This is a genomic window from Pirellulaceae bacterium (assembly GCA_029243025.1).
In the GTDB taxonomy this organism is placed as follows: domain Bacteria; phylum Planctomycetota; class Planctomycetia; order Pirellulales; family Pirellulaceae.
In genome coordinates this window covers 692,762-715,384 of the sequence record JAQWSU010000045.1, presented here as the reverse complement: position 1 = coordinate 715,384, position 22,623 = coordinate 692,762, and the positions used below count along the sequence as shown (strand labels likewise).

The following is a 22,623-nucleotide window of genomic DNA, read 5'->3' as shown; positions in this document are numbered from 1 at the left end:
TATTCCTCTGCTCGGGAGAGGCTGTTTTGCATCGGTGAGTTGCGACGGCCTACCTTGCTTAGGCGGGATGAGGAACGCTCGGTAGGAGGTGCCCTAGGAACCGAATTGCGGAAATGGCTGTCGTCACGCTTCGCCGCGAAAGTAGTCGACCTGTTTCGCCCCGGCCCCGTTTTGATTTGAATCAGCACGGGGCGCTGATCAGATTGACGCAAATGGCTTGGCGATGCGGCAACCTCGAAGTTGGATGGTTGCTGGAATCGGATTAGAACAGATCGAACTCGTCATCTGGCGTTTCTAGGAGATCGTGATGCGTCTCCGCGAATTCAGCTGGATGCTGATCTCGTTCAAAGATTCGATCAACGGCGATCGCCTCCAAGTCGGTTTCACGCGCCACGGATTTGGGTTGCAGTCGTCCAGTCCGATTTGTATCGGCACGATCGCTTCGCTGCGGTTGTTGTGCGCTGAGCAGGGCCGCTGCAATGTTCTCGATGTTGGCGGCGGCGAGCGGTTCTGCATCGACGTAAGTGGCAGCCGCAAAGGCGAACACAAAGTCACTCGTAGTGAAATCGCCGTCACCGTCCCAGTCTCCTGTCGCCCAGGTGGAATTATTAAGGATATCATCTTCGTATTGTCCCGCTTGCATCACAACGACGAGATCCGACGAGTTGAAGACGCCGTCGAAATTCGAATCACCGATGACCAGGGAGGCTTGCCCTGGTGTGCCGCCCAGGGCAGCACTTGCTCGCCATTGCGACGATTCGTTCCAGGCGTTCAGATCACTCTGACTAGGATCGATGAATTCCAAGCTGTTTCCATCACCGTCAGTGCTGGCATACCAAGCGTCATCATAGGTGAATTGCTGTACCGTGGCGCCCGTTGCATCCAGTAACGTGATCGTCTCACCACCGTTGTCCAATCGACCCCGGTATTGATTTTGGTTTTCAGCGTTACCCTGGCCAATTGCCATCGGCAGTTCACTGCCATATCGGGCTTGGAACGCATCCAGATCTCGCGGCACGATGACAAAACCACCCGGTTCGAGAGATTGGGAGCTAAAGGTGAAGGTGATCCCTGAGACGTCGTCACCTTGTTCCACTTGTACGAAACGCACGCCCGCCAAGTCGATTGCTGTTTCACCTACGTTCGTCAATTCAACGAATTCGAACTGGTCATTGTTGACATCGGGTTCATCCGCAACCGCTCCAGACGGGTTGTATTGCAATTCCGAAACTCGTAGAGATGATCGCACCGGTGTCACGGCAGAACTTGTAATTGTGATCGTATCCGATGTGACCAATTCGTCTTGGAAGTTGTAAGCTTCGAGTACGATCGGGTGAGTGCCTGGGTCGACAGGAATGCTGACTTGCCATTCGTTAGGACTTGTCCAGGTGATGGGCAAGGTAAGATCTTGTCCGGCGATACGGATTTCCCGTACATCGACCCAACCCGTACCCGTGAGTTCGGCGATGGCCGAATCACCCACGTCGAGAGCATCGGTGCCCGAGATTTCGAATGGAACGACGTCGATGGCTCTTTCGATTGACTTGGTGACGGCGCCCGCTCGTGTATTGATATAGGATTTGTATCCCTGGAAGAAATTCTGTCCAGGAACGAGTTCATCGAAGTGGTCGATCCAGCCACTCATATAGTCTGCATTGAACGTCGTACTGATGATGTCATGCAAATGACCGTAGTAGTTGTGTTCGTTGCCTGGATCGGTGAGTAGTTTTCGTAACTCACCATTGGAAACCGCTCCCGAAGTGGCACCTTGCGTGAAAGAGAAGTCCATGTCCCAAGGCATGAATAGCAGTCGGTTGTCGCTAGGACGTACGTAAAAGATGCCGTTATGTTGCGACCCATTACCGTAGTTGTCACCGATGCCAGTCAAGGCGACGACGGCAAACGATCTGAGCCATTGATCGACATCCAACAGTCGTTGGGTGTCTTCGTGGAAGGTGTCGCTTGAAGTCCGTTGTCCAATCGCAGCAAGCGCCTCTTGCAGCTGACTGTAATCGTCCTCCGGTCGGTTGTTTTCTATTAGCCAATGCCAGCGGAAGGATTCTTTGTTGTCGGATTCTTCTCGAGGCGTGGCCATGGGAACGCCGACGACGGAGTCGGGGTTGGGTTTTTTTAGACCCTCGATACCGCCTTCTTGTGAGGTGGGGTAGTAGATCAGTTCGTATTCAAAGGCGGTGCCTTGGCTGCCATTCTCGTATTGTGAATCCAAGAACACATCGTTGTAGCGTGCCAAGTTCAACATGGCACTGCCATCGTGCCGCGATTGAGGCGCGATCACATTGATGAGGTCATCATAGATTTGTGGTACGTCGCCGGCATGGTTGAAGACTTGCCGAACGATGATCTCTTCCTGGCTGTATTCGTCGCCGCTTCCACTGCGGTCGACACCGATGGTCGAATGGACATCACGGAATAGTTGCGAGGGGTCAAAGCCGAGGTTGAATCCAGCTCGGACCACTTTGTCTCGTCCGCGTTGGCTGCCCTTAAGGCGGATGCCCACGTCATAATAAATTTCGCCTTCGCGATAGATGACCGTTGTGCCCAAACGGTGATTACTCATGACATTTGTTTTTTCATGCAGGCGACTGGCGTCTGCATCGGTCATCAGGATTCGCAAGTTGTGACGTTGATCCTCTGTGCCCTTGTCATCCTGGACTCGGAACAACGCCCGAGAGTCGGGACCGGCGGCTGGGAACATCGAAGTGGCGCCTGATTGGTCACGACCTTCGAGGTAAAAGTGAACCAGTGCAGTTCGTGCTTGGCCGGGAATTACACCCGTATATTGGCCAGAATTGCCGGCCTGCATCGCCACGCTGTTGAAATCAGCCCCATTCACCGAATACCGTAAGGTGAGTTCCTCAATGCCCTGCGCATCGGCGGCGTTTACCGAAACGGTGACGGGCTGATTGACGTCTGGGACTGCCGGGCTGTGCACCATGCCGACGTAGGTCGGGCCGATATTTGCTTCTGCCTGTGAGTTGGCTTCGCCGGGCGTGCCGACGCTAACCGGTCGTGCAACTCGTGTGACACGAGGCAGTCGGTTGAAATACAGTCGTGAGTGCAGTTGGTTAGAGCCGGAAACCCATTTCGCTCGGAAAGAGATTTCGTAATCTGCCGAATTGCTCAGCTTGATATACTCGTCACCGTCCTTGAGGGTGGTGCCCCCATTGTTGTGCATGTGTTCTGTTGGACCACTGGCAGTCAATCGAAGGACACGGTTATTCGGGTCGGTGGGATCTTCCACGACCATACCCTGTTGATTGCCAACGACTCGCCAATGTTCGGCGTCCGCCCCGATGGAATCACTTTCAAAGCTTCCGTTTTGGACGAGTTGTCGTTCGTCCGGGGTACCGGGGTTCTCGATGACTTGAACGTCATCGATTAACACGACTCCGGAATCCAAGAGCCCTAAGAGGAACTCATTGTATTTGGTGGGATCTCCGTTTAGTCGTTTTCCGTTGCCACCGTAGGTGATCGTTTGCCAGCCATTCTGATCCGTTTCATCGCTGGCAGCCCAGGATTCCGCCACGCTGTTGTCCGCAAATGGATCTCGTAGTTCCAGGGATGAACCTTTTGCATCGGCTGAACCTGCCCATCGACCACCGTCGTAATAATGAACCGAATCGGTCGGATTGCCCTTTGCATCGGATAACTCGATCAACTCTCCTGCATTTGACAAGTTTTGATCAAATGGTCCCAAAACCTTGCCGGCGTCGAGGCCAATACGAGATGCTGCTAGTGAGTCTGGGTCGTTGCTGATCACCAAATATTCTTGAGGACCGAGCGTTGTTCCAGCTGCAAATTCAAAGTCAATGCCTTCTGAAAATTCCCAACCAGACAGGTCGATGGTACGCGTGTCACTGCGGTTGTAGAGTTCGACCCACTGTTCGCCGTTTTCAAAGAGTCGGTCGAGTTGCTCAGCATAAAAACCTGGTGCGTGATAGTTGATTTCATTAATAACGATTGCATCTTCGATCGTGAATCCATTGCCGCTACCGAAGGTGGCCGCGTCGGGGAACAGCCATCGCCCGTCGTGCTGACCGGATCGGCCACGCAGTTGATCGTCAACGGCTTGGGTGTCAGCCAAGCGTTGACCGCCCTGATACGTGATGAATAATCGTTCTCCATCAACCGGCTGGTAGCCAAGTTGTTGGCTGCTGATTGTTGTGAATTGACCCGCAGCCAGTTGCCCGTCTCCCAAGGGAATCGAGGCATGTTCGGCGTCGGTTGAGTTGAGCTGGAAATCAGCTAGGTTGATCGCTTGCGAAGACGGATTCAGAATTTCGATTTGGAAATTGGCATCATCGGCCGAGGCAATCTCGTTGAGTACCGGCAAGGCCACGGCGTTCGGGTCCAATGGCACAGCGGTCGAGACCAATTCGGCGGCGAAAAACATATCGCCAGCACCGGGCCGATTTTGATGGACTTCGATGGCTAAAGAGTTGCTGCCCTGTTGCAGAGCGTTCGTTGGCAGCAGGACGGACAATGCGCCAATGTTGTCGATCTCTTCCAACGCGGACGTGTCGCTGGAGATTTCAGTGGTGGGCATGTTTTGGCGGTGGACTTCCTCACCGTTTAGGTAGACAACCGCACCGTCGTCAGTGAGGTTCGTGAGCTGAAGCACAGGGTTTTGGTTGCGATCACCTTCGAAGAAGAAATCGTTTCGGAAGTAGTAGGTCGTGAGATCAGCGGGTAATTCAGTGGTAGTCTCGGGGAGTCCGTCTGGCACGACCGGGCCATCGGTCAAGACGGTCGGGGCCGTTAGCGGGTCATAGGTGCCAGCTGCCAAGCCTTCAATTGCTTCGATGGGAAGCGCACGTGTCCAAACGGCCACGTCATCGATCAAGCCATCAGCAAATTCCCGGCTCGCATTCGGGTCACCGCCGATGTAGAACGGATTGGCTCCCATGTCGGCGGATGTCTCGCCGGAACCCACGGATTCACCGTTGATATAGTAGGTCAGCATTGGCCCTGTTTTGGCGACTGCCAAATGAACCCATTGCTGATTGGGAATGGCGTAGGGAATGATCGGGTCGCCACCGTCGCTGTAATACTCAAAGTTGGTGGGTGTCACTTTGATGAATTGCAGTGGATTTTGTTGGCCTCCCGTACGGTTGCCAAGAATTACCGCGTTGACGTTGTCCGCGTCATCCTGATTGACCCAAACCGACCAGGTAAAGTCATCATTGACGCCAATGGCGGGAAGTTCCCCGGCGGTGATGTAGTCGTTTCTTCCGTCAAGGCGTACAACTTGTCCGCGTGATGGATCAGAAGTTAATCGAGCCCCGGAGATGAGTTCGGCGTCTGTCCCGCCGTCGACCGCGTTTGCTCCGGAATCGTCGAACTTCCAGTAGCCAACGAGTCCCTCGCCCGCTTCCGCCAGTTTTGAGGCGTTTGCAGGTGGAAACTCGGGATTGCCCGCTTCGAACAGGCCGGTGGCCGTTTGCCACTGGCTGTCGTCAAAATTAGCGGCGAGCCAGTCACTGCCAAGGTCCGCTCCGGTTGCGTTTACACGCCATTCGCTGCCCCAGGAGACCTCGATCGTGTCGGTTCGATCGGCGTTAAACAGAGGGAAATTCTCAGCGCCTGGGGTACCACCAATCTCGAGGCTCGCACGCCAGTTCTCGGATTTACCACTGGCCCGATGCAAAGCTGCCTTAGCGAGCGTGGCACCGGTTCCGTCCGCTCCAATCGGCCAATTGCCTCCATCGCGGTAATCAAGAATGTCGAGATAGCGATCGGAGTTATTGATTAACAGCAACTCTTCACCGTTGTTGTTTAGCCGTCCTTCAAAAGGTCCCATGGCATCGACACCCGTGGCTAATTTGAAGGCTTCCGGGTTGCCGGCGATGACCAGGTAGGAGTTGCCCGGAATCACCGTGCCTTCAGCGAAGTCGTAGCTGACGCCGCCAGCCAAACGCCATCCGGAGATATCCATGTCGATCCCCATCTGGTTGTGCAGCTCAATCCATTCTTCATCGGCTTCCACACCCACGGGGTTGTACATGATCTCGTTGAACGTGACGACGGAATCGCCGGTGGGGTCCGACGTTTGTGCGGCACCGCCGTCGGCGATGATCGTGACAGTCGTAATCGTCGATAAATCGATTGAATCGGTTGCTTGATAGGTGAAGGAATCAAGTCCCGAAAAACCTGGATTGGCTTGAAAGCTGAACGAACCGTCGGATTGCAGAGTCACGACTCCACGACTCGGTTCGCTGATTAACGTGGCCGTTAAGGTCGGTCCATCGATATCCGTGTCATTGCTGAGAACTCCCACATCGGCAGCCACGTTGAGTTCTTGGTTGGGCGTGATAATGTATGAGTCGCTGCGGCTGTTGGGAGCGTCGTTGACGGACTTGACCGAAAGTGCAACCGTTGCAGGTTCTGATGCATCGCGACCATCATTTAGCAAATAAGAAAAACTGTCCTCGCCAAAGAAGTTTGCGAAGGGTTGGTATTGGAAGCTACCGTCTTGCTCGACGGTTAAACTGCCGTGCTGCGGTTCGGTCAATAACTCGAGAGTGAGCGGATCGCCCTCACGGTCGACGTCGTTGGCGAGAAGACCTTCGGCTGCGTTGACCGTCAAAGCGTCATCTTCGTCGACCGAGTACGCGTCATCTGCCGTCATGGGAGCACTGTTGACGATGAGCGTCACGGTGGCAGCGGCGGATTCCGAAACACCGTCGCTGGCGCGATAACTGAAAGTAGTGGTTCCGAAAAATTCACCCGGATCGAAGGTGAATCCTCCGTCGGGGGACAGCGTTAAGCTTCCGTTGCCAACGTTGTCTGCCAAGACAGCGGTCAGGTCCGCTTCGTCAGGGTTTTGATCGTTGATGAGCAGGCCAACAAGTCCTGGAAGGTTGAACACCTCGCCTGGAGTGACTTCGTAGCTGTCCGCTACGGCCCTTGGGGGATCGTATTTGGGCGTCACGGTGATCGTGACTGTTGCCTCGTTTCCAGGTCGGAAGTCATTGGCCGTATAGGTAAACGTATCGGTGCCAAAGAAGTTTCGTGCTGGAAAGTAGACAAATGATCCGTCAGCGCTGACCGAAACGCTCGACTCCTGCGGTTGCTGAACGACGACCGCACTCAACGCATCTCCGTCTGGATCGCTATCGTTCGCTAATAAACCGATGTTAGCGGGAATCGTGAAAAAGACCGTGTCTTCCGCCGTCTCGTAAGTATCGTCCACAGCGACCGGCGCACCGTTCGAATAATATTGATTGATATTCTCTCGGATTCCTGAAAATTCTTCCGGTGTCAAAGCCCCGTCGTAGAAACGGATTTGGGTGATATCACCCTCAAATGGCAACGTGTCGACCTGGAGGATCCCGAAAGTGACATCCAAGGGGGACCGGGACCCTGCGTTTGGATCCGTGCGAGTCGTGACCGGTTGATCGTCGATATGGATGCTCAAATTGCCTGCGGTCAAGCTCATCGCTACGGTGTGCAGTTCACCGTCATTCAAACCGGTCGCATCGGAATAGAGGGTTGTTTGTGGCTTGATAAAACCACCGCCTGTCCCTGTCGCGATCTTTCCGTCCTGGTTGATCGATAAACCCCAATCTTGCGAAAAACCTTGGGCATTCGAGTCAACAAGGCCCGTGTTGGTAAACCAAGCCCCATTGTCGCCTTGCAGGGATGTGGCACTGGTGACAAAACTTACGACCACCGAAAAGTCTGCGAGACTGCCGATCGGGTTTTGTGAGGCCCGAATTCGAAAACCGTCGTCACCATTATTGGGTTGGAAGCGGACGGCCGCACGACCTCCGATCGAGTTATGGATCAGGGTGGGTTCGCCGATCGATTGGGCGCTGATGGTGCCGATGGAGTCTGACCAATCCGAAATGATCGCCTCATCTGCGGTGGTAGCCGTGAGATCGTCTGCCAGCCAATGTCCAATCAGATCTCCGGCGAGTAAATGACGAGGCTCAAGTGTTTCGAGCGAACAATTCGATGTGGAATGCGAATGAGAACGTCGCTTGGGGTGCCGCCTGCGCATAGATAATCCTTGAGTTATTCAAAAGTAGCCGAAGTCATCGGGGTTGCCAATAAATCGGGAGTCGCCAATGAAAATGTGACGGTATTCTAACCCAAACAACGAAGGATTTCACTGAAATTCTTCGGGCCGATTTGCGGCAAATGCTTGTGTCTTTTTTGACTTCTCGATCGAGGAGTAGCGAGTCGCATTTTTAATTTTAAGGTGACTCTCCGTGATGAAATTTTTTTCAGATGCGGTTTTCGACAAGAATTTGTCCGAACGAGACAACCACCTTGCCCGAAAGAATTGATTGCCAGCACAGAAGGTAGCTCCCTGCTAACTTATCGTTGCAAGGTAAAATGAAAATTACTGCTGACACCAAAAAGATGTTCAATAATCTTTATGCCCTTGCAATCCGCCGGGAGAGAAATCCTTATGATTTGACGCGATCGGGGAACTTTGAGCGCGCGCTGTCTGGGGACATTTGACAGTCTCCCCCGCAGCGGTTGTTGGTGACTTTGATGGGGGATGCAGGTAGGGAATTCTTGGGACGCCGGGTGTCGACTCTGACCTGGCGGTGGAACGGATCTTTTTGCGGATCGAGTGGCGTGAACCTCGCCTTATCGCAAAGCCTTGTCGCAAAGTCGGGTTTTCTGTGGCCGGAAGAAGTTTGAGCCCTTGCATCAGTTTTCGAGCTGGAGACGGAGGATCGGCAGCGAGATTTTTTCGGATTTTTCAGATTTAATCGGATTAGATGTCAAGATCGCGAATCTTAGACGCTCGTGGAACTACCGCGATTTCGTAGATTGCCTGGAATGCGTAACGCGACGGCTAATTCAGCCGCTTCCACGATGGTTTTGTTGATTCAGGCATGAGCGATTGTGTATAGTCGGGGGATTCGAGGAGTGGTGTATCCCTTGATGCGCCATGCTTCCCCTGTCTTCCTCGACTCACACCATGATCGTCTGCTTCTACTTATACGACTCTTGCCTTACGCCGAATCAGGAACGAAATGAACACGCGTTGTTTAATTCCAACGAGGTTGCTGTTGACCGGTTTCGTCGCTGCAGCCCTTGCGACAGGGTGTCTCGCGGCAGACGAGGATTCGGTAACGGAAGGCGAAGCCCCTATCAGCTATTGGACTGAGGTTCGACCGATTTTTCAGACGCATTGCCAAGGCTGTCATCAGCCGGCAAAACGGAGCGGCGAATATGTCATGACCGCCTTTGATTTACTGATAGGTGGTGGGGAAAGCGGAGAAGCCGCCATCGTGGCAGGCGATCCTGAGGCAAGTTACTTGATTGATCAAATTACTCCGGAAGACGGCAAGGCTGAGATGCCGGTCGGCAAGCCTCCGCTGAGTGAAGTTGAGATTGCCAGGGTGGTGCGTTGGGTCAAAGAAGGGGCGAACAACGACACTCCTGCCTCCACCGCCCAATTGTTCGATCAAGAGAACCCTCCGCAGTATTCAGCGCCGCCCGTTTTAACCGCTATGCAATTCTCTGCTGATGGAAAACAGTTGGCGGTGGGCGGTTATCACGAAGTGTTAATTCACGATGTTGACAAATTGATGGCCAAACAACCGTCGCTACTTGCCCGTTTGATTGGCATGTCAGAGCGGATTGAATCGATTGCTTACTCACCGGATGGGAAACAGCTGGCGGTTGCTGGGGGATCGCCGGGACGATTGGGCGAAGTTCAACTCTGGAATGCGGATGACTTTTCGCTGAAATATTCGGTGCCGGTGACCTACGATACTTGCTACGGTGTGAGCTGGTCGGCAGACGGGAAATTGATCGGTTTCGGATGTCCGGACAACACGGTTCGCGCGATTAAGGCCGATACGGGGGAACAAGTGCTCTTCAATGGGGCCCACAACGATTGGGTTCTCGACACCATTTTTTCGAAAGACTCAACACACATCGTGACGGTGAGTCGTGATCGTTCGATGAAGTTAATCGAAGTTGGCACTGAGCGTTTTATTGACAACATCACCAGTATCACACCGGGTGCACTCAAAGGTGGTTTGAATGCGGTAGACCGTCATCCCACAGAGGATCAGCTTCTAATCGGTGGGGCCGATGGTGTACCAAAAATCTACCGGATGTTTCGTGAAAAAGCTCGCAAGATTGGTGATGACTTTAATTTGATTCGCAAGTTTCCAGGGCTACCTGGCCGAATCTACGATGTCGTTTTCTCGCGTGATGCGACTCGCGTTGTGGCGGGCAGTAGTTTTAATGGTGACGGATTCGTGAATGTTTACAATGCGGAAGACGGAAAGCTTGTCACGGAGTTACAGGGAATTGGTTCAGCCATTTTTTCCGTGGCGGTGAGTCCGGATGGACAGACGGTCGCCAGCGGCGGCTTTAGCGGTGACGTGTTTCTTCATGATGCATCGAATGGAGAATTGAAACGACAGTTCATTCCATTTACGCAGAATGATGAAATTATCGCGGACGCAGCGAAGCAGACGGACGCAGCGAAGCAGACGGACGCAGCGAAGCAGACGGACGCAGCGAAGTAGACGGACGCAGCGAAGTAGACGGACGCAGCGAAGCAATAGGTTTTTTTCGATAGGACACCGATTTACGCGTGTTGGAAAAGTCAAATTGGGCGAGGGATGTCATGTTGAATCGGATCGGACGAACGATACTTGCGGCGTTTTTGTTGTCAGTGGGCATGTCCACAAGTTTGCGTGCTGCTGAAGTAATTCCCGCCGGATTGAAATTAGATTCCATCAAAATACTGCCTTCACAGATGGAGTTGCAGCACAAGTCGGATCTGGGACAGATCCTCATTACCGGAGGGCTGTCGACTGGCGAGCAGATTGATGTAACGCGAATGGCAACGCTCGTGAGCGATGCGGAAATCGTGAGTGTGAACGAATTGCGACAAGTGCGACCACGCGTGAATGGCGAGCAACGACTGCGTTTCGAAATCAACGGGTTGGTGGCGGAAATGGACGTTGTTGTTTCCGGGATCGATTCCGATCACGAGGTCAGTTTTGTACGAGATATCGCCCCTGCTCTCTCGAAAATGGGCTGCAATCAAGGGACTTGTCACGGTTCCAAAGATGGCAAGCAAGGATTTAAACTCTCGCTGCGTGGTTATGACTTTCTCTATGATCATCGAGCCTTGACCGATGATATTCGTGCTCGGCGTATGAATCGAGCCAATCCTGATCAGAGCCTGATGCTGTTGAAGGCATCCGGAAGCGTGCCACACGTGGGTGGTGTGCTCACACGGTCGGGAGAGCGTCGTTACGAAATGTTGCGTGAATGGATTCTTTCGGGCGCAAAACTCGATTTAGACAGTCCGCAGGTCGCCAGCATCGAGTTGCTGCCAAAAAATCCGATCTTGCCGCGAGCCGAACTGCAGCAGCAAATGGTGGTCATCGCGACTTATGCCGATGGTACGGTGCGCGACGTGACGGCTGATGCGTTTATCGAAAGTGGTAATATCGAAGTTATCAAGGCAGAACCAACCGGCATCGTGACGACCCTTCGGCGCGGGGAGGCTCCCGTGTTGGCTCGTTACGAGGGATCGTACACGGCGACGACGATCACGGTGATGGGTGATCGGAGCGGATTTGCTTGGGAGCAACCCGAGACGAACAATTACATCGATGAACTCGTCTATTCGAAGCTTGAACGCGTCAAGATTCTTCCGAGTGGTCTTTGTACCGATTCTGAATTTGTGCGACGCCTATACTTGGACCTGACGGGTTTGCCACCTGATGCAAATGCCGTTCGTGCTTTTCTAGATGATCCGCGAGCCTCAAGAGTCAAGCGTGATGCGTTAATTGATGAATTGCTTGGGAGTCGCAACTACGTCGAACATTGGACCAACAAGTGGGCTGATCTGCTGCAGGTGAATCGCAAACATCTTGGTGAGCAAGGCGCTGTCGCTTTGCGTGACTGGATCAAAGACTCCATTGCCACCAACAAGCCGTACGATGAGCTTGCCTACGAACTCATCACAGCCAGCGGATCGAATTTGGACAATCCTGCTGCCGCCTACTGGAAGATTTTGCGCGACCCGGCGATTGCGATGGAAAACACGACGCACTTGTTTTTGGCCGTGCGTTTCAATTGCAACAAGTGCCATGACCACCCGTTTGAACGCTGGACGCAAGACCAATATTACAACCTGACCGCTTTTTTTGCGCAAGTTGGCCGAAAAGAAGATCCGCTTTTCGCCGGTCAAAAGATTGGGGGTTCTGCGGTCGAATCGGCGACTCCATTGGTCGAAGTTATCTTTGATTCCGGGAAGGGCGAAACCAACCACGATCGGACCGGTGTGCAAGTCAGTCCGTCCTTTCCTTATTCACACGACTTTGGTGTCGCAGAAAAGGCTTCACGGCGCGAACAACTCGCCCGCTGGATCACGTCGGATCAGAATCGTTATTTCGCGATCAGTTATATGAATCGATTGTGGGGCTACCTATTGGGCACCGGATTGATCGAACCGATTGATGATATTCGAGCCGGAAATCCAGCGACAAATCCGGAGTTACTGCAGCAGCTAGCTCGCGAGTTTATCGAGCACGACTTTGACACTCAACATATTTTAAAAATCATTTGTAAGTCTCGTACTTATCAGCATTCGGTCGCTGCAAATAAATGGAACGAGGACGACACGATCAACTATTCACATGCCGTGCCACGTCGTTTGCCGGCGGAAGTTTTGTTCGATTCCATTCATGCAGCGGTGGGTGTGGACGCTTCGATTCCGGGCGTACCTGCAGGTTTTCGCGCTGCCGAATTGCCAGACGTTGGGGTCAAATTACCTTTCTTGGATGATTTTGGTCGGCCCGCTCGAGAAAGCGCCTGCGAATGCGAACGTTCGAGTGGAGTCGTGTTGGGGCCGATCATGAAGTTGATCAATGGTCCCACGGTGAACAACGCGATTACTTCGCCAAAGAGTGAAATCTCCCAATTGGTTGCCAGCCAGCCCGATGATACGAAGTTGGTCGAGGAGATTTTTCTCCGCTTTCTTGCTCGTAAACCGACTGCTGCTGAAGAGAAGCTTGGGTTGAAAGCGCTTGCCGAACCCAAGCGGGATAATGCAGAGTTGCGGGCACAAATCGAGCAGCGCAAAACGAAATTGCTCGAACAGCAGCCTGAATGGGAGCAGAGCCTGGTGGGCTCTCCGGAATGGGTCGTGCTCGAAACGCCCGCCATGCAATCAAAGGCGAGTGCGGTCTTTCAGTTGCAGGACGATCAATCGATTCTCGTCTCAGGGCCGTTAGAAAAAGATACTTATTTGCTAAAGGCGAAGTCGCCTTTAGCCAGTGTGACAGGTATCCAAGTGGAATTGATTCCCGACAGTTCGCTCGCTGCTGGCGGGCCAGGACGCGCTGATAATGGTAATCTTGTCCTCAATGAAATTCGTTTGCAGGCAACCACGACTGACGATCCTGACAGTCCGGTCGAAATTGCGTTGCAAAATGCGGCGGCCAGCTTTAGCCAAGACGGTTGGAGTGTCGAAGGTGCGATCGACGGGAAACTAGATTCCGGATGGGGGATCTCACCCAAATTTAATCAATTGCACACGGCTACCTTTGAGACCGTCAATGATTTGAAGGATGTTCAGCAGTTGGCCATTGAGCTGGACCACCAATTCAATGATGGCAAACATAATATCGGCCGGTTTCGTATTTCGGTGACCGACTCCCGTCGCCCGTTTACTCGTTCTGAATTGCCGGCTGAAATTGGCCCAATTGCCAAGACAGCGCCGGATGAACGGACGACTGAACAACGAGAAAAAATGACTGACTATTATCTGAGCCTTGATGAAAAACTGAGAGCGCTCCAGGCGTCATTTGAGATGGTGGACGCGCAGGCAAAAGCTCATCGATTGACCGGTGCTCAGGATTTGTCGTGGGCTTTGATTAACAATCCGGCCTTTCTTTTTAATCGCTAGAGCGAGAGGAAATTTCACTCGTTCTTCTCGCTTGGCTGTTAATTGCGAGCAAATCCTGCGGGTTCTCCTCTGCGGATGTCGTTCGTCGGCGGAGCTAGACCGGCCTGATCAAAAGTCAAACTGAGAATTGCGTCTTGTCTTACCAGCTTTGTGAACGACAATACGGCTAATTGTTGCTGCAACACTCAAGAAGAACCAAGCCACGGGTAAAATTTTTGGCCATTGTTTCGACCCACTCGCTCACGAAGCGTTATGGCGATTTAATCGCTCTAAACGCTTGTACGCTGACTGCCGAAGCGGGCGAAGTCTTCGGACTGTTGGGTCCAAATGGAGCAGGGAAGACAACCTTACTGCGACTCTTACTCGGTTTTTTGCAACCCAGTTCGGGTCGTGCGGAAGTGTCCGGATTCGACTGCCACCGAGACTCGATCAGGGTGCGCGAGCGAATTGCGTATCTTCCCGGAGAGGCTCGATTGTTTCGTCGCATGAAGGGCTGCGAAGTTCTCGATTTCTTCGCCCAAATGCGACCAGGTGGAAAGCTGGCACAATCTTTGGAACTGGCCCAACGGCTTGACCTTGACCTTCGTCGTCGAGTGGCTTTCATGTCGACAGGTATGCGACAAAAACTCGCGATTGCGGTGGCTCTAGCCAACGACGCCGAAGTCTGTATTCTGGATGAGCCGACGGCGAATCTTGACCCCAATGTTCGACGAACGGTGATGGAATTAGTGCGTCAAAAACGAGCTGAAGGATGCGCTGTGATCATCAGCTCACACGTTTTGTCAGAGATGGAAGAGTCTTGCGATCGCGTCGTGATTCTTCGAAGTGGTGAGTTGGTCCATACGCAAATTATGTCTGAACTGCGTCAACGTCATCGAATTAACGCCATCGCGACCGCTGAATTCTCGGCGATTCCCGCTGATTTGGCCGATCGAGTTTCAGTGAGTCAAGTGGACGATCGTCTCCGAATCGACACGGTGGGTGACTTGTCGGATTTGATGAACTGGATTGCCTCCCTGCCACTCCGGGAAGTTACCATTGAGCCGAGTGGATTGACTTCTGTCTATGATCGATTTCATGTTGCCGAGGCAATGCCGTGATATTTCCGCTGCTTCGCAAGATTATCAATGATTCGCGCTGGCTGTTACTCTCCAGCATCGCCACACTGTTCGCTTTTGCCTGGATTCGAGTTGCGATTGTCTCCAGCATGCAGACCTACCAGTTACAGCGTATTGCGAAAAATCTCCCGGAGATGATCAAACGGCTTTCCCCGGTTCCTATCGAGGATTTAATTTATTATCCGGGTCTCATCGGTTTCACTTTCGAAGAGCCGATTGTGTATTTGATCATGGCGGTGTGGACGGTCTCGCGTGCCTCCGATTGTGTTAGTGGTGAAATTGGTCGGGGCACGATGGAGATGTTGCTTTCGCAACCCATTGGACGTGTCAAATATTTGCTCGTCCATTCGAGTGTCACGCTGGCGGGCATCGTGTTGCTTGCTACGGCGGCTTACGCAGGCACCCATTTGGGCATCAATCAGTCGAATGTGAGCGTCAAAGTCAACGTGGCCCGCTGGCAGGCGCCGTTTGGCTTTGGATTGCAAACCGGCGACGCCGCAGAAAACGTCAAGTTGATTCCGATGACAACTTACGTGAAGCCGCAAGTGTTTCAAGCGGCTGCCATCAACTATGGTTGTTTAGGGGTTTTCCTGGCTGGCATCACGACGGTACTTTCTTGCTGCGACCGATACCGCTGGCGAACGATCGCCCTTGTGGTGGGGTTCTATGTGTTTCAAACAATCCTTGAACTCACCGGGATGGCCGTTGACGGATTCCGCTGGCTGTTGCGATTTACTTTTTTCTCAATCTACGAACCAGTGGCCTTCTCCACCCAGGCTTCGAAGGAGCTGGATTCCAGCTGGCGTTTTCTGGCCGAGAAATCCAATGGTGTTTTTCCCGATTTGGGGCCGCTGGGATACGATGCGATTCTGTTGAGTCTCGGGCTGGCTGGTTTCGTACTTGGAATGTTAATCTTCAGGTGGCGCGATTTACCCGCACCGTTGTAGCGAGCAGTATATTGGGGGATGGAGCGCAGGTGATCGGGAGTGCTCCGAGCGTTGCTCGGACTCGAATGGATGATGGCGATGAAATCAGAGGCCAAAAAAAAAATGGGATGGGGTCAGCGAACGCTGATCATCATCTGCGTCTCAGTTGGATGTTGGGTGGTTGCGATGTTTGCAGTTAGCTTTTTTTCAGAGCCTCCAACCAACCTGGGTGTTCGAGACGGACGTTTGGCGAAATGTGGTGACACACCTAACTGCGTCTCGACACAATGCGACGACGAGACAAAGCGAATGGATCCGATTGCTTGGACAGGTGCACCCGCTACGGCCATTGAGCGGCTGGCTGCCATTGTCGCGTCGATGCCGCGGACGGTAATTGTCTCCCAAAAAGAGGACTATCTTCGAGCTGAGTTTAGCAGCTCGTTATTTCGATTTGTCGATGATGTCGAGTTTTATGTTGATTCGGCAGCGGGTGTGATTCAATTCCGCTCTGCTTCTCGCGCTGGTTATTCCGACATGGGAGTAAATCGCAACCGAATGACAGAGATCGTCAAGCGGTTTGAAACGGAGTCCTAGGACGATCGGAACGGGATGCGATGGGAATACACCCAAGTGCTACCCAAGTGCTTAGCCAGGATGAAGACCCAGGGAGCATCGATGAGGCTGGCTAGGTTAGTCCGCTTTACGTCGGTCTGCCCGCACTCGCTGGCGGTAGTATTTCCAACCGGGAAAAAAGAAGCATGCTGCGGCGACCGTTCCGAAGATAAAGTCCGCGTAATTCGGCCAGCGGGCCATGGCCAGTGATGTTGCGAACAGCGCGATGGCCTGGATGTAGAACGCACCAGAAAGTATGCCGGCTTTGATCAAGAAAACCATGCCGCTGGATAAGGCAATGACGGGTGATAACGTGAGGACTGGTAATCGTAAAATGTACTCGACGGGGAACAGCATCGCCGTACTGATCATACTAGCTGCCCAGATGTGAGCGATTTGTCGTTCGACAAAGGTGACCGAGCCCATCCGCCGTCGGAGTGCCCAAAACACACCGGCCCACGCTCCCAGCACAGCGCTCCAGAGCACGAAGTAGTGAATCCGATCGCGATCGCCCATCAGGTACATCGTGTTTGTAAGAAAGCAAACGACGATCAAGACTAAGCTATGCCAGATCCACAATAGGCCCCAATTCTCTAAGACATTCGCGTGGTGTGTTTCACGAAATAAGCGACCGACAATTTGTGCAAAACGGCCAGAATGGGCGGAAAGGGGTTCGTCATTCAGATAGGCGTTTAGATCGCCAGCGAGAGCCGCCGAGGACGAATAGCGCAGATCGGGGGGCTTTTGCAAACAACGCATCGTGATGAATTCTAAATCGCGATCCGCCTTGGCATTGATTGTGCGGGCTAATGGCGCATCTTGCTCTAACACTTTGAGCACAATTTCCATGGGTGAATCAGCTTCGAACGGGGGTTTTCCTGTCAGCGAGTGAAACAGGATTGTGCCCAGTCCATAAACATCGCTGGCGACTCCGACTTGGCCCCGATTCCCGGAAGCTTGTTCCGGTGACATATAGGCTGGTGTGCCAAGCACGGCTCCGGTTCGAGTCAGGTGGTCCGCTTCGCTGACCTGTTTGGCCAGTCCGAAGTCCATAACGTGTGGCTCACCTTCTTCGTCGATCAGAATATTGGAGGGCTTCAGGTCCCGATGGAGTACTCCCTGTCGATGAGCAAAGTCGATGGCTCCGGCCACTTTTGCCAACAGTTTAGCCGACTGTCGTGGCGATAATGGGCCAGACTTAAGTTGTTGGGACAGCGTGCGTCCCGCCACGTATTTCATGCTGAAGAAGTTCTTGCCCTCGTATTCCCCCACCTCGTAGACCGGTACGATGTTTGGGTGATTGAGGCCGGCTGCTGCTTCCGCCTCAGCTTGAAAGCGGACTTGGTCTGCATGCGATGCGAATTTTCCGCGGAGAAGCATTTTTACGGCGACTTCTCGTCCCAAGCTCTGTTGACGAGCCCGGAAGACAACCCCCATACCACCCCGGCCGACTTCTTCGAGCAGTTCGTAGTCGCCAAACGAGTAAGGTAATTCGAGGGCAAGTGCTGGGGTGACCGGTGTGGTCGGCAAATTCGGTTTATCGACTTGGCTGCCCACAGCGTTCGCGAGCATGACGGCGCCCCAGAGTTCGCGCAGCTCTTCGCCTAAGTCGCCATGTGCCTTCGACTCGGCTTCGATATTGATCTCTTCGCCCTGCGCGGCACGGTCGGAGAGTTCGGCCAGAATGTTGGCCAGCTGTTCGTCGCGGTCGTCTATCTTTTTTTGTTTTGAGCCGGAAGAGCTTGGGTTCGATGGATTCAAGCCGGTTCACCTTCGTCGGATGGTTCAGCAAGCAGTTTTCGCAAACGTCGCATGGCCCGCAAGTAACGCATACTGGCCGCGGGCTCGGAAAGGCTGAGTGACTGAGCCACATCTTGATTGGATAGCTGCTCAAAGTGACGCATCATCACGATTTCTCGATCGTTTTCGTCCATCGTATCAATCGCAGCTTGGAATCGTCGTTGCAGCTCCTGCATCGTTGCGGCGGCGGCGGGTGTCAGTTCCGGGTCGCACAGTTGAGCTGCCAACTCCATCGTTGAGCGATCCATGGCTGCGGGTGCAACCATTCCTTGTTCTCGATCGACGCTGCGTTTTCCACTTGCACGATGTCGACGGTGTGCATCAATGATGCGATCTTTGGCCATCTGCCGTAACCAAAGGTGAAACGGCATTACCGGGTCGTCTAGGTAACGCTGGAGCCGTCGATTTGCCTCAATCATCACTTCCTGGACGATATCGCTTGCATCGACTCGCTGTTGAATCCGACGGTCAAGCCGCATCGCGACCATTCGTCGTAATGCCTCCCTGTGGCGATCGAGTAGCTCACCGGCCGCGAGGTCGTCACCATCTTTGGCGCCGTTCAAAAGTTCACGCGTATGGTCGCCTTCAGGCCACATCGGCTCTCCTTGTCGTTCTGAGTCTTTCATTTAGCTAGAATCTCGCGGCCAGCGCCAGACCTCACTGATTATCGTCCAATTACCTAGCTTTGGGCAAGGTAACTCGATCCGCAGCAGTTTCCCTTTTTCTTTTGCAAGATGCCGATTAGGATGCCGAATGGGAGAGAAATCACCAAAACGGTCATCCGACCCGACCGATGAGGCACTTTAATGAATTCTGCTGGCGTTTATGATCGTTTGCGTGCGATTCCAGCGGATCGTGACAATTATGCAACGGATTTTGTCAAGGAACTGCTTTTGGCTGCGAAGTCCGTGCGGACGAGTGATTTGCATTTGCAGCCGACTCAGGAGGGGCTGCGGGTACTTTGGCGGCTGGATGGAGTGCTGCAAACGGTGGGCGTGTTTCCCCAGGGAACGACCACGAATATTGTTTCACGCTTGAAAGTATTGGCCGGTTTGTTGACTTATCGCACGGATTCGCCGCAGGAGGGGCGGATTCAAAATGACGATCGTGAAATCGAGATGCGAGTCAGCACGTTTCCGACGCTCTATGGTGAACGGGCGGTCATCCGATTTTTCGCGGCTCAAGACCAGTATCTTTTTCTTGACCAACTAGGATTACCCGATCAACTGCCGGGGAAAATCAGTGAAATCTTGGCCGAAACGAGCGGCGGTCTGCTGATTACCGGACCTGCCGGCAGCGGCAAGACAACGACCTTATACGCCTGCTTGCGTGAAATTATCCAGCAGTCAACTCACCAGCGAAGTGTCGTGTCTTTCGAAGATCCGATCGAAGTTGCCGTCGATGGAGTTGCTCAATCTCAGGTGAATCTGGCGGCAGGGTTGGATCTGGCCACCGGGCTGAGATCGTTGCTTCGGCAAGATCCGGAAGTGATTATGGTTGGCGAAATCCGTGATGAGCAGACGGCAGAGCTCTGCATGCAAGCGTCATTAACTGGCCAGCTGGTGCTGACGACGTTCCACGCGGGCAGTGCCGCAGAAGCCTTGAGAAGGTTGATGGATATGAGCATCGAACCTTATTTGATTCGAAGTGGAGTGATGGCGGTTTTGTGCCAGCGATTGGTGCGCTGTTTGTGCGATTGCGCCCGATCTTCTTCGGACGAATCCGATCGATTAGACTTGCCTGTCACTCAAGTGTCGGTTCCGGTTGGTTGTGACGCGTGTCAACAGACGGGATATCGCGGTCGTCGGATGTTGGCTGAAATCATGGATTTGACGAGCTCGGGAGTTGGCGCAGCGATTCTGCGACGTCAGGATATTGGCCAGATCCAAGACCCAGCAATCGCAGATGGAATGGTGTCGTTGCAGCAAAGAGGACTTGATGCAGTGACGGCGGGTTGGACAAGTCCTGCGGAAATTCGCCGGGTGATGGGACTGCGCCACGAAGGGCCGTATCGCTGATGGAAGCCGTAGCATGAATGAACAGAGTTCCTCGATCCAATTGACCGTCGAACAGTTAACGGCGCTCTGTGAAGAAATGCGAGCGTTGACCAAGAGTGGTGTTCCATTGGAACGTGGATTGATGCTGACGGCTAATGAACTTCCGGGACGATTGCGAGAGGCTGCTACAGAAATTGGCGAGCGGGGCGCCGCCGGACAGTCGCTTGAACAGATTGTCCAGAGCGATCGGCTTTCAATGCCGAATGTGTTGCGAGCGATGATTCTCGCAGGGATTCGATCGGGCAAACTGACGATCGCTTTAGAAGGAATGGCGACCACCGCTCGACGAGTCACGGAGTTGCGCCGATCGATTCTGGAAGCAACGATCTACCCACTCTTGGTGTTGTTGCTCGTCAGTGGCCTCTGTTTTGCGACACTGTTAGCATTAACGGAGTCTTATGGTTCCACCCTTTGGCAACAAGGAGTTGATGGGGCACCTTTCGGACTGGCGGCGATGGAACACCTTGGCAAATGGTTGTGGATTTCCGGTCCGCTGGTGATTGTGGCCTTCCTGCTTTGGGTGGTCTTCACGCGACAGGCCAGAGCCCTGCAACCTCAGCGACTTATGCGCTGGATGATTTGGGTTCCCTGGACACGAGACCTTTTGGAACATGCTTGCCTTTCGACCTTTTTAGATGTGCTCGCCCTGCTGTTGGAGCAAAGCGTACCGCTCCACGAGGCGCTGGCATTGGCGGCGCAAGCGAGCGGCGATGAAAAGCTGGAACGCGAGGCGGCTGATTTGGCGACGGCCTTAGAGCGAGGGGAACGCGAATTTGATGCTACGAGGTTTTCAGTGATTCCCTCTTTGGTTTGCTGGCAGTTGCTTTCGCATACCAGCCAATCGGAGTTGAGCCGATCCCTTCAGGCAAGTGCCCGATCAGAACGTCGTCGGGCTGATCACTTGGCTGAGTGGCTGCGTTTGCAATTGCCCGTGATCTTTACGATCGTCCTTGGGGGAGGGGCGACCTTAATCTATGCGTTGGCGGTGATGGCTCCCTGGTACTCGCTTTTATTGCGACTTGCCGATCCACCTGGGACAACGTTTTAAGTGAAGGATCGATCGAACAACAAGAGAAAGCTGCGGATTATCGCGGCGCATTGATGCTTGGGGAAAGATCCCCAAAGAAGGTTGTATGGGCTGGTTTTCTACTGACTATCTTTCCGCGGATGAAGCGACGGAGTTTACCGAACGCCTGATCGAGGCGTCCGCTGTCAATGTACCGCTCGTTTCTGGTCTGCGCGCGACGGCCAATGAAATTACCAACCGCCGAGTGCGGGCTGCTTTGCAGCAATTGGCCAACTCAATCGACCATGGGAAATCCTTGGAGGACGGGCTCGATTCCTCCCAGCTAAAGATTCCAGCTTTTCTGGCTGGGTTGTTGCAGTCGGCGGTGCGTGCAGGGACTCTGCCGGACGTGTTAGCCGATTTGACCGATCACTATCGCACGAGCCAACATCAGTGGCGACAGATCTGGCTTGCGTTGATGTATCCCTGCACGCTGCTGCTCTTGCTTTTTGTGGTAATCTGTTTCGTGTTGTTTTCGGTGGTACCGGGGGTAACTGAAATCTTCAGCGAATTCGAAGTCGAGGTGCCGCCAATGACTGCGAGTGTTATTTGGGCCTCCACAACGGGTTGGAAGTTTGGCTTGGCAGCCATTGTGTTCCTGACCATCATCTCGTTGTTGATTCGGTTTGTGGGAGGGCGGGAAAGCTGGACGCGCGTCGTGTCCTGGCTGCCAGGAATTGGTCCACTGCTCCATTGGCACGGTTTTACAGAGTTTTCTCATCTGTTGCGATTGCTTTTAGTTCAGGAGGTACCGTTGCCGGAGGCGTTGCGTTTGACTTCGGGAGCGATTCGGAATGCGAACGTAGCACAAACAACACGCAGTCTCAGTGATCAAGTGGCAGCGGGTTCGATGCTTTCTAAAGCGATGTTGCGCAACGAACAAGTTCCTGGCCACGTGATTCCGGCCATCCGCATGGGGGAAGAGCATGATCGGTTACCCGAGTCGCTTAGCGTGGTTTCCGACTTACTTGCGGGTCAGATTCAACTTCGATCTCAACTGTTGATCATGGTTTTACCGCCAATCGTTTTCCTGGTTGTGGCTGGTTCTTCGGTGGCTTTGTTGCTCAGCCTGTTTTTACCGCTCATCGACATGATTTCCTCTTTGGGTATTTAGAGA

Annotated in this window: 11 protein-coding genes; 8 read left to right on the top strand and 3 right to left on the bottom strand. The window is 53.3% G+C overall.

Annotation, left to right across the window (positions count from 1 at the left end):
- Nucleotides 1-262 precede the first annotated feature (262 nt).
- On the bottom strand, nt 263-8,023 hold the full coding sequence (locus P8N76_21675; GenBank protein MDG2384294.1) for an Ig-like domain-containing protein: 7,761 nt from the start codon (nt 8,021-8,023) through the stop codon (nt 263-265).
- A gap of 991 nt (nt 8,024-9,014) precedes the next feature.
- On the opposite strand from P8N76_21675, the gene P8N76_21670 reads away from it, so the two are divergent.
- From P8N76_21670 to P8N76_21650, 5 genes are all read left to right on the top strand, one after another.
- Nucleotides 9,015-10,526 (top strand): hypothetical protein, encoded by a 1,512-nt coding sequence (locus P8N76_21670; GenBank protein MDG2384293.1) that lies wholly within the window; start codon nt 9,015-9,017, stop codon nt 10,524-10,526.
- A gap of 101 nt (nt 10,527-10,627) precedes the next feature.
- The gene (locus P8N76_21665; protein ID MDG2384292.1) at nt 10,628-13,927 is read left to right on the top strand and encodes a DUF1549 and DUF1553 domain-containing protein; all 3,300 of its coding nucleotides are present in this window, start codon (nt 10,628-10,630) and stop codon (nt 13,925-13,927) included.
- A 215-nt stretch (nt 13,928-14,142) separates the two neighbouring features.
- Nucleotides 14,143-15,027: an ABC transporter ATP-binding protein gene (locus tag P8N76_21660; GenBank protein ID MDG2384291.1), complete on the top strand. Its 885-nt coding sequence runs from the start codon at nt 14,143-14,145 to the stop codon at nt 15,025-15,027.
- The gene (locus tag P8N76_21655) at nt 15,024-15,992 is read left to right on the top strand and encodes a hypothetical protein (GenBank protein MDG2384290.1); all 969 of its coding nucleotides are present in this window, start codon (nt 15,024-15,026) and stop codon (nt 15,990-15,992) included. The genes P8N76_21660 and P8N76_21655 overlap by 4 nt, the downstream gene beginning before the upstream one ends.
- A gap of 78 nt (nt 15,993-16,070) precedes the next feature.
- The gene (locus tag P8N76_21650; protein MDG2384289.1) at nt 16,071-16,565 is read left to right on the top strand and encodes a DUF1499 domain-containing protein; all 495 of its coding nucleotides are present in this window, start codon (nt 16,071-16,073) and stop codon (nt 16,563-16,565) included.
- Between the two features lie 96 nt (nt 16,566-16,661).
- Here the strand turns inward: P8N76_21650 and P8N76_21645 are convergent, their stop codons facing one another.
- Both P8N76_21645 and P8N76_21640 read right to left on the bottom strand, forming a co-directional pair.
- Nucleotides 16,662-18,344, bottom strand: coding sequence for a serine/threonine-protein kinase (locus P8N76_21645; protein ID MDG2384288.1), 1,683 nt, complete (start codon nt 18,342-18,344; stop codon nt 16,662-16,664).
- Entirely contained in the window at nt 18,341-19,009 is a 669-nt protein-coding gene (locus P8N76_21640) for a sigma-70 family RNA polymerase sigma factor (GenBank protein ID MDG2384287.1), read from the bottom strand. Before P8N76_21640 ends, P8N76_21645 begins: the two co-directional genes overlap by 4 nt.
- Nucleotides 19,010-19,189: 180 nt before the next feature.
- Here P8N76_21640 and P8N76_21635 point away from each other — a divergent pair, with 180 nt between their 5' ends.
- The 3 genes from P8N76_21635 (at nt 19,190) to P8N76_21625 (ending at nt 22,620) form a co-directional block, all read left to right on the top strand.
- Complete coding sequence (locus P8N76_21635; protein MDG2384286.1) at nt 19,190-20,401, top strand: GspE/PulE family protein; 1,212 nt, start codon at nt 19,190-19,192, stop codon at nt 20,399-20,401.
- A gap of 13 nt (nt 20,402-20,414) precedes the next feature.
- Nucleotides 20,415-21,488, top strand: coding sequence for a type II secretion system F family protein (locus P8N76_21630; GenBank protein ID MDG2384285.1), 1,074 nt, complete (start codon nt 20,415-20,417; stop codon nt 21,486-21,488).
- 85 nt (nt 21,489-21,573) lie between these two features.
- Nucleotides 21,574-22,620 (top strand): type II secretion system F family protein, encoded by a 1,047-nt coding sequence (locus P8N76_21625; protein MDG2384284.1) that lies wholly within the window; start codon nt 21,574-21,576, stop codon nt 22,618-22,620.
- Nucleotides 22,621-22,623: the final 3 nt, after the last annotated feature.